The organism is Kitasatospora sp. NPDC056783, assembly GCF_042789895.1.
GTDB lineage: Bacteria > Actinomycetota > Actinomycetes > Streptomycetales > Streptomycetaceae > Kitasatospora.
On record NZ_JBHUAF010000378.1, the window covers coordinates 1 to 8,540 of the forward strand.

Sequence of the window (8,540 nt, forward strand, 5' to 3'; positions counted from 1 at the left end):
GTCGTGGACAGTCGTGGACAGGGGTGCACGTGGTTTCGTCGGGGTCGGCCGGACCGGGGGCGGCGTCCCCCTCCCGGCGCGAGCGGTTCCGGGCCTGGCTGCTGGAAGGCCTGTCGGACATGGCCAAGCAGCACCCCGGCCCGCACGCCGAGGCGCCGGCCGAGAAGGGCCAGCGCTGGTGGCGGGTGATGTGCCTGACGGGCCTGGACTACTTCTCCACGCTCGGCTACCAGCCCGGCATCGCCGCGCTCGCGGCCGGCCTGGTCTCGCCGCTGGCGACCATCGTGCTGGTGGTCGTCACCCTGCTCGGCGCGCTGCCCGTCTACCGCAGGGTCGCCCAGGAGAGCCCGCACGGCCAGGGATCGATCGCGATGCTGGAGCGGCTGCTGTCGTTCTGGAAGGGCAAGCTCTTCGTCCTGACCCTGCTGGGCTTCGCGGCCACCGACTTCATGATCACCATCACGCTGTCGGCCGCCGACGCCAGCGCCCACCTGGTGGAGAACCCGCACGTGCACGCGGCGCTGGCCGGCCGGCAGATCACCCTGACCATGATCATGATCGCGTTGCTCGGCGCCGTCTTCCTCAAGGGCTTCAGCGAGGCGATCGGCCTGGCCGTGGTGCTGGTCGCGCTGTACCTCTCGCTGAACGTGGTGGTGGTGGCCAACGGGCTGTGGCACGTGCTCAAGGCCCCGCACGTGTTCCACGACTGGACCGCCGCGCTGACCGCGGAGCACGGCAACGTGCCCGCGATGATCGGCGTCGCGCTGATCGTCTTCCCGAAACTGGCTCTCGGCCTGTCCGGATTCGAGACCGGCGTCGCCGTGATGCCGCACATCGAGGGAGACCCGGACGACACCGAGGAGAAGCCCACCGGCCGCATCCGCGGCGCCCGCAAGCTGCTGACCACCGCCGCCGTGATCATGAGCGTGTTCCTGATCACCACCAGCTTCATCACCACGCTGCTCATCCCGGCGGACCAGTTCAAGACGGGCGGCCAGGCCAACGGCCGGGCGCTCGCCTACCTCGCCCACCAGTACCTGGGCAGCACCTTCGGCAGCGTCTACGACCTGTCCACGATCGCCATCCTCTGGTTCGCCGGGGCCTCCGCGATGGCCGGGCTGCTCAACCTGATGCCGCGCTACCTGCCCCGCTACGGCATGGCCCCGCACTGGGCCCGGGCGGTGCGGCCGACGGTCATCGTGCTCACCCTGATCGCCTTCCTGGTCACCTGGATCTTCGACGCCAACGTGGACGCCCAGGGCGGCGCCTACGCGACCGGCGTGCTGGTGCTGATCAGCTCCGCCGCCATCGCCGTCACCATCGCCGCGCACCGGGCCGGGCAGCACCACTGGTGGATCGGCTTCGCGGCGATCTCCGCGGTGTTCCTCTACACCACGGTGGTGAACGTCGCGGAGCGGCCGGACGGCGTCAAGATCGGCGCCTGCTTCATCGGCGGCATCATGCTGGTCTCCTTCCTCTCCCGGCTCAAGCGCGCCTTCGAACTGCGCGTCACCGACGTGGCGCTGGACGAGGTCGCGGCGCGGTTCGTCCGGGACTACACGCACCGGCCGCTGCGGCTGATCGCCAACGAGCCCAACAGCAGGGACCTCGCCGAGTACCGCGACAAGATCCACCAGATCCGGCGGGACAACGACATCCCGGCCGAGGACGACCTGGTCTTCGTCGAGGTCACCGTGCTCGACCCGTCCGACTTCGAGGCCGAACTGACCGTGCGCGGCGAGGTGTTGCACGACCGCTACCGGGTGCTGGCGCTCCAGAGCTCCAGCGTGCCCAACGCGCTGGCCGCCCTGCTGCTCCAGGTGCGCGACCTCACCGGGCAGCAGCCGCACATCTACTTCGAGTGGACCGAGGGCAACCCCTTCGCCCAGTTCCTGCGGTTCTTCCTGTTCGGGCAGGGCGAGATCGCGCCCGTCACCCGCGAGGTGCTGCGGGAGGCCGAGCCGGACCGGTCACGGCGGCCGGCCGTGCACGTGGGCTGAGTGGCGGGCCGGTTCGCGCCGGCGGGCCCGACGAGGGCTGGTCCGTGCGGGCGGGCCGGGGCGGCCGGTCCGTGCGCGCGGGCTGGGCTGAGTGCCGGTCCGTGCCGTCGTCGGGCCGCGGCCCGGCTGGGTGGGGCCGCCACACGGCTGGTCAGCGGTTCGGGTGGGATCTGCTCCACGCGGGCGCGACGAAGGCGATCAGGGCGACCGCGAAGGCGAGTTGCAGGATGTGGCGGATCCAGTCGATGCCCGAGGTGTGCCGGACGCCGATCCAGCCGGAGACGGCGTTGCCGAGCCAGGCCCCGGCGGCGCCGAGCAGCATGGTCAGCCACCAGGGGATCGACTGTGGTCCGCGCAGGATCAGTTTGGCGATCACGCCGAGCACGAAGCCGATGAGCAGAATCCACAGGAGCTGGAACATCGCGGTCCACCTTCCGGGCAGCATCCGGGCCGACGGCCCGGTGCGCCCAATCGCCGAAGACGCGGTTCGTCCCATGATCACCCGGATCGGCCGAACGAGCACGCCGACGGGCGATTCCGCAGGTCAGCGGCGTCCGGGCGCGCTCCGCAGCCCGGCCCTCAGTCCTCCCTGGCCATCGCGACGACCTCCCGGACGTCCCGGTGCGGGTCGTCCGCCAGGCCGTCCAGCAACTCGGCGACGCCCGGGGTGGACCAGCCGCGCACCGCCCAGACCAGGTCCGCCCGCACCTCCGGATCCGGGTGGGCGGCCAGGCGGGCGAGTCGGTCCACCGGGCCGCGGCGGCGCAGTCCGAACCAGTGCAACGCGGCCCGCAGCTCGGCCGGATCGCCCGGGTCGCCGGCCGCCGCGATCCGGGCGAGCAGCACCCGGGTGGGCGGCGGCGGGCCGTCCAACGGGTGCGGGTGGCGCTCGCGCAGCCGGCGGCTGCCGTACTCGCCGGCGATCCGGCAGCCGGCGCAGGTGCAGGGCCGGGTGCCATGGGCGCCCGGAACGTACCGCCAGCCGGTGACCTGCGGCACGGCGCGGATCCGGTGCACCTCGCGGGCGCCCACCGCGCGCGGCAGGAACACCTCCCACCCGCGGGGGTCGGCCAGGGCCCCGATCCGCCGGACCGCCTCGGCCGCCCGGACCGGCCGTTGGGCCCCCCGGGCCCGGTCGCCGAAGTGCCCGGCCAAGACCTCCTGCTCGTCGTCCAGCCGGATGTGCACCGCGACCAGGGCGCCCTTGGGGCCGAACCGGGCCAGCTCGCGCAGCCATTGGTGGGTCAGCGTGTACGAGGGCAGCACGGGGAAGCAGTAGACCCCGCGCGCCCCGCCCTGGCCCCAGCTGTCGGCGCGGATTCCGGCACGGCGGATGCGCGGCGCGTTGGCCGCGGAGGTCAGGTGCGCGAACATCGCCATGGGGCGCGATGGTAGCGAGTGGGCGGGCGGGGCTTCGAGCGGTTTTCCCGGTGTGGGCGGGGACTGTGGACGGGGACGCTGCGGGGCGCCCGCGGCCGTGCCGACCTGGTTACGCGGGCTCGGTCGAGCTGGGGTCGGTTGAGCTGGGGTCGACCCGGCGGGTCGGCCGGCGGGTCAGCCGACGTTCGTGCGGCGTTCGATCAGGGCGGCCAGGCCGTCCAGGATGCGCTCCAGGCCGAATTCCAGCGCCTGGTCACGGCCCGCCGGATCGGCCATGGCGGCGGCGACGGCGGGGAAGCGGTCGGCGTGTTCCTGGACCACGGTGCCGAGGGCGGCGAGGAGTTCGGCCTCGGGATTGCCGGCCGGGCCGCCATTGGACCGGGACTGGGCGGCGATCCCGCGTACGTGTCCGGCGAGCAGGACGGCGGCGTCCATCCGCTCGGGGCCGGTCAGCCCGTGGCCGTCGAGTGCCGCCACCACCCGTTCCAGCCAGGCGAGTTCCCGCGGACCGAGCGCCCGAGGGCCGACCGTGGCGTCCAGCAGCCAGGGGTGCCGGGTGAAGGAGTCGGCCATGTGGTGGGCCCAGGCGGTGAGTTGGTCCCGCCAACTGGTGACCTCCGGCGCCGTCGGCGGCCGGCCGACGGCCGATTCGACCATCAGGGCGATGAGTTCGGCCTTGCCCGGGACGTAGCGGTAGAGCGACATCTTGGTGAAGTCGAGCAGCCCGGCCACCTTCTGCATGGAGACCGCGCCCAGTCCCTCCGTGTCCGCGACCTCGACCCCCGCCGCGGCGATCCGCTCCAGGCTGAGGGCCGGTTTCGGCCCCCGGGTCGGCCTGGCCGGCGGTCCCCAGAGCAGCCGTACCGCGTTGTTCGCCGCCTCGGCCATCGTTCGCTCCCGTCCTGAGATCCCGCTTTGAGGTCCCGTTCTGAGGTTCCGTCCGGGGCGTCCCGGCGGCTGTCCGTGCTCCGAACCGGGCTCCTGCCTGGGGGCTTGCCCTGTCGGTTCAACTGTGTCTACCGTACACAGCAACGAACAGTGTCCGCCAGACACAGTTTCTTGACCTCCGGACGGAGTGGTTTCCATGAGCACCAAGGTCCTCATCTCGGGCGCGAGCATCGCCGGTCCCGCGCTGGCCCACTGGCTGGGCCGGTACGGCTTCGAGGTGACCGTCGTCGAACTGGCCCCCGCGCTGCGCGCCGGCGGTCAGGACGTCGACTTCCGCGGCCGCACCCACCTGACGGTGCTGGAGCGGATGGGCGTCCTGGAGGAACTGCGCGCGCTCGGCACCGGCGGCAGCCCGATGACCTTCGTCGGCCCCGACGGGCGCCGGCTGTTGCACCTGCCCGCCGAATTCGCGGGCGGCGACCTGGAGGTGCCGCGCGGTGAGCTGGCCCAACTGCTCCACCGGCACAGCGGCACCCGCGCCGAGTACGTCTTCGGCGACTCGGTCACCGCGCTGGAGGAGACCCCGCACGCGGTCCGGGTCACCTTCCGGCACGGGGCGCCGCGCGAGTTCGACCTGGTGATCGGCGCCGACGGGCTGCACTCCACCGTCCGCCGGCTCGCCTTCGGCCCCGAGCGGCACTACGTCCGCCACCTCGGCTACTACGCCGCCACCTGGCAGCTGCCGAACGACCTCGGGCTGCCGGTCGGCGGGGTGGGCCTGAACGTCCCCGGCCGGCTGATGTCCGTCGGCGCCGCGCACCGCGACCCGAGCCGGGCCGGCGCGTTCTGCCTCTTCGCCTCGCCCGAGCTGTCCTACGACCGCCACGACCCGGCGGCGCAGCGGACGCTGGTCCGGGCCGCGTTCGCGGGCCTCGGCTGGCGGGTCCCGTACCTGCTGGAGAGCCTGGACACGGCTCCCGAGCTGTACTTCGACTCGATCAGCCGAGCCGACGTGCCCGCCTGGTCGACCGGCCGGATCGCCCTGATCGGCGACGCCGCCTGCGGCGCGACCATCGGGGGCATGGGCACCGGGACGGCGGTGGTGGCGGCGTACGTCCTGGCCGGCGAGCTGGCCCGGGCACGCGGCGACCACCGGGCCGCCTTCGACCGGTACGAGAAACTGCTGCGCGGCTACGCCCGGGGCTGCCAGAAGGGCGGGGACCGGACCGGGCCCTTCCTCGCCCCGCGCACGGCGGCGGGGCTGCGGTTCCGCAACGCGCTGCTGAACCGGCCCTGGGCGCTGGACCGGATGCTGGAGCTCGGCAAGCGGGTCAGCGGCGTCGAACTGCCGGACTACGGGCGGGAGCTGTCCCGCCGGTCGACGGTCGTGGGCTGAGCGGGTGTGCTGCGACCGGACCCGACTCGGTCCGACCGGACCCGACCTGGTTCGATTCGGTCGGGCTGTCGGAAGCGTGTTCGTGGGTCGAGGCCCAAGGTCCCGTCCGTTCGGCCCCTTGGCCCCTGGCTAATTGTGCCGGGGCGGGGGATGCTGCCGGTACCGGTCAGGACGATCCGCGCCTGGTCGGACCAGCATCGTTGACGAGGTGAACCGGCGTGCGGCATGCCACCGTCGAATCCGTGATGACCAGCCCCGTGGTCCTGGTCTCGCCCGAGACCGGATTCCGGGAGATCGTGACGCTGCTGAGCGAGTACGACATCACCGGTGTGCCCGTGGCGGACCCGGAGGGGCGACCGCTCGGCGTCGTTTCGGAGGCCGACCTCCTGCGCACCCTGGCCGCGCAGGAGGACCCGGCCAGCCTGCTGCCCGCGCCCGAGTCGGCGCAGGCGGGCCCGGACGGCGAGGTGACCGCGGCCGATCTGATGACCGCGCAGCCGGTCTGCACCACCCCTGACGTCAGCGTGGTCGCGGCCGCCCGGACGATGAGCCGGCACGGCCTGAAGCGGCTGCCGGTGCTGGACGAGGATGGCCGGGTCGTCGGCATGGTCAGCCGCGGCGACCTGCTGCGGGTGTTCCTGCGCGAGGACATGGTGATCCGGCGGGAGATCGTCGAGGAGGTGCTCGGCCGGATCGACGGGGTCAGCCCGGCGGAGATCGGGGTGGAGGTCAACCAGGGGCGGGTGGTGCTCAGTGGCACCGTGTCCGAGTCGCACCTGGTGCCGATCGTGCTCAACCTGTGCCGCTCGGTGGACGGGGTGGTGTCGGTGACCGACCGGCTGGGCGCGGGGGGCACGGCGGCGGTGGGCTGAGCGGCGGTGGGCTGAGCGGCGGTGGGCTGAGGGGCCCGTCGGTCGGCCGCGTCCTCGGCAGGGCTCGTACGTTCGTCCCCGGAGCCGAACGATCCCGCTTCGCATACTGCGGAGGGTATCGGGTAACTCACCCTGTGTGCCCGGCGGTGCGGACTGCCGGGACGCCGGAGCTTCGGGGAGGCGGCCGTGGCAGTCGTGTTCGACGCCGACTTCACTTCGACCAGTCAGTGGATCGCCGGGCGCAGCAGCGCCTATCCCCGGATGGGGCCGACCAATCGGAGCGACCACAAGCTCGACTACCTCAGCCGCCAGTACTGCCCCGACGGGGTGTTCGCGGCGACCAGGCGACACAACGGCGGGCTGTGGAGCTGCAACCTGCTGACCACCGAGGGCAGCCCGGACGGCTTCCAGGTGCACACCGGGGACGTGCTGACGGCGGACGTCACACTGCCCGTCGAGCTGGGCGCCTGGCCGGCCATCTGGACCTGGCGGGACGGCGGCAACGAGGTGGACGTCTTCGAGTACCACCCGGACAACCCGGACCTGTTGGAGATCTCCAACCACGTCCGGGGCGGCTTCCGGTACTGGCACGGCGCGAGTGCCGGGATCGGCCCGGGGGCGACCTTCGGTCTGAGGGTGGTGCTCGGCGCGCACTCGGTGGACTGGTACGTGGAGGACGAACTGGTCTACGCGGACCTGCACGGGGTCGGGGCCGGGTGGTACGCCTACCTGATCGTCAATATGTCGGTGGCGGACGGGACGTACCACGCCAGGCCGCCGTACGGCGGGCCGGACCGTCTGAGCTGGGTGTGCCACAGCCTCCAGGTCGAGCGCTGAGCGGACATCGCCGAGCGGACATCGCTGAGCGGACGGGGGCCTACGGTCCGTGGGGCGCGAAGGCGGCGGTGATCGGACCGGGTGAGCCCCACCCGGCGCGGGGGTCGTGGGGCCCGTGCCCGGTGTCCGGGGCGGCGCGTCGGCCGGAGCGCTGGAACCAGACCGCGCGGCGGTGCGGGCCGATGTGGGCGGGGTCGGCCACGTACAGGTCGTCGTGCGGGGCGCCCTCGTTGCCCGGGGCGAGAGCCGCGTCCACGGCCCGGTCGGCGATCGCGCGCAGCAGGGCGGTGGCGGTGGCCTCGGCGGCGGCCGGTGCGATCGCGAGTGCGGTGAGCTCGGTCCAGAGCTCGACGGCGACGTAGCCGATCGGGGAGTGGCCGAGCGCCGGGTGAGGGTGCGGGTCCATGTGGCGCCGCAGCACCCCCGCGACGACGAGCTGCTCGGGGGAGCGGTCGTCGTTCGACGAGTGGTGGGCCGTCGGCGACTGGTGGCGGGCCGGCGGTGGCTGGTGGGCCGTGGGCGGTTGCGGGACCGTGGGCCACTGGGAGTGGGCCGTACGCGGCGTGTGGTGGTTCACGAGCGGCACGCTACCCGGGTGCGCGCCGGGTCGAGCGCCGGACCGCCCTTCCGCGCTCTCCTCACGCCGCTTTCACCGGTGGCGGGCGCACGATGGTGGTAGGCGCTGCTCACCTCGGAGGGCCCCGACGGGGCCGGAGGAGGAGGTCCTGATGAGGTACTGGCACGGACACGGCCACATCGTGGGTGGCTGGGGCGTGGGACTGATGGCGTTCGGCACGCTGCTGTTCCTGGTGATCGTCGTGCTCCTCGCGGTGGCCCTGTTCCGTTACGTGTCGCGCTGGCGGCAGCCGAGTCCGCCTGGCCGGCCAGGACCGGGCGCGGGAGGCTGGGGCCGGACCGGGTGGGCGGGGCGGACCGGGCAGGGGGCCCGAGGGGATCAGGCGGGTCAGGGGTACCAGAGCCAGGGGTACCAAGGGGGTGGAGGGGGCCCAGGGGCGGTCCCGGAGCAGTTGCTCGCGGAGCGGTTCGCCAGGGGCGAGATCGACGCGGAGGAGTACCGGCACAGATTGGACACCCTGCGCTCGGTGAACCCCCCGGGCGGCGAGTGACCTCCGAGCGGCGAACGACCTCCGGGTACGGGACGGGCCC

Annotated in this window: 9 protein-coding genes; 5 read left to right on the forward strand and 4 right to left on the reverse strand. The window is 73.2% G+C overall.

Annotated elements, in window-relative coordinates; genetic code table 11:
- Window positions 1-119 precede the first annotated feature (119 nt).
- Window positions 120-2,000, forward strand: coding sequence for an amino acid transporter (locus ACFRMQ_RS34105; RefSeq protein ID WP_380734653.1), 1,881 nt, complete (start codon window positions 120-122; stop codon window positions 1,998-2,000).
- Between the two features lie 151 nt (window positions 2,001-2,151).
- Here the strand turns inward: ACFRMQ_RS34105 and ACFRMQ_RS34110 are convergent, their stop codons facing one another.
- From ACFRMQ_RS34110 to ACFRMQ_RS34120, 3 genes are all read right to left on the reverse strand, one after another.
- A complete protein-coding gene (locus ACFRMQ_RS34110) occupies window positions 2,152-2,421 on the reverse strand; it encodes a GlsB/YeaQ/YmgE family stress response membrane protein (protein WP_380734645.1) in 270 nt (89 codons plus the stop codon).
- Window positions 2,422-2,579: 158 nt separating this feature from the next.
- Window positions 2,580-3,380 carry a HEAT repeat domain-containing protein gene (locus ACFRMQ_RS34115; RefSeq protein ID WP_380734646.1) on the reverse strand — a complete coding sequence of 267 codons (801 nt, stop codon included), beginning with the start codon at window positions 3,378-3,380 and terminating at the stop codon, window positions 2,580-2,582.
- Window positions 3,381-3,554: 174 nt separating this feature from the next.
- A complete protein-coding gene (locus ACFRMQ_RS34120) occupies window positions 3,555-4,268 on the reverse strand; it encodes a TetR/AcrR family transcriptional regulator (RefSeq protein ID WP_380734647.1) in 714 nt (237 codons plus the stop codon).
- A 196-nt stretch (window positions 4,269-4,464) separates the two neighbouring features.
- Between ACFRMQ_RS34120 and ACFRMQ_RS34125 the strand changes: the two genes are divergently transcribed.
- The 3 genes from ACFRMQ_RS34125 (at window position 4,465) to ACFRMQ_RS34135 (ending at window position 7,373) form a co-directional block, all read left to right on the forward strand.
- A complete protein-coding gene (locus ACFRMQ_RS34125; RefSeq protein ID WP_380734649.1) occupies window positions 4,465-5,664 on the forward strand; it encodes an FAD-dependent monooxygenase in 1,200 nt (399 codons plus the stop codon).
- Window positions 5,665-5,909: 245 nt separating this feature from the next.
- Window positions 5,910-6,536 (forward strand): CBS domain-containing protein, encoded by a 627-nt coding sequence (locus ACFRMQ_RS34130; RefSeq protein WP_380734654.1) that lies wholly within the window; start codon window positions 5,910-5,912, stop codon window positions 6,534-6,536.
- Between the two features lie 186 nt (window positions 6,537-6,722).
- Complete coding sequence (locus tag ACFRMQ_RS34135; RefSeq protein ID WP_380734650.1) at window positions 6,723-7,373, forward strand: beta-glucanase; 651 nt, start codon at window positions 6,723-6,725, stop codon at window positions 7,371-7,373.
- 40 nt (window positions 7,374-7,413) lie between these two features.
- On the opposite strand, the gene ACFRMQ_RS34140 is transcribed toward ACFRMQ_RS34135, so the two are convergent.
- Window positions 7,414-7,950, reverse strand: a complete 537-nt coding sequence (locus ACFRMQ_RS34140) for a hypothetical protein (RefSeq protein WP_380734651.1) — start codon at window positions 7,948-7,950, stop codon at window positions 7,414-7,416.
- 151 nt (window positions 7,951-8,101) lie between these two features.
- Between ACFRMQ_RS34140 and ACFRMQ_RS34145 the strand changes: the two genes are divergently transcribed.
- Entirely contained in the window at window positions 8,102-8,500 is a 399-nt protein-coding gene (locus ACFRMQ_RS34145; protein ID WP_380734652.1) for a hypothetical protein, read from the forward strand.
- Window positions 8,501-8,540 lie beyond the last annotated feature (40 nt).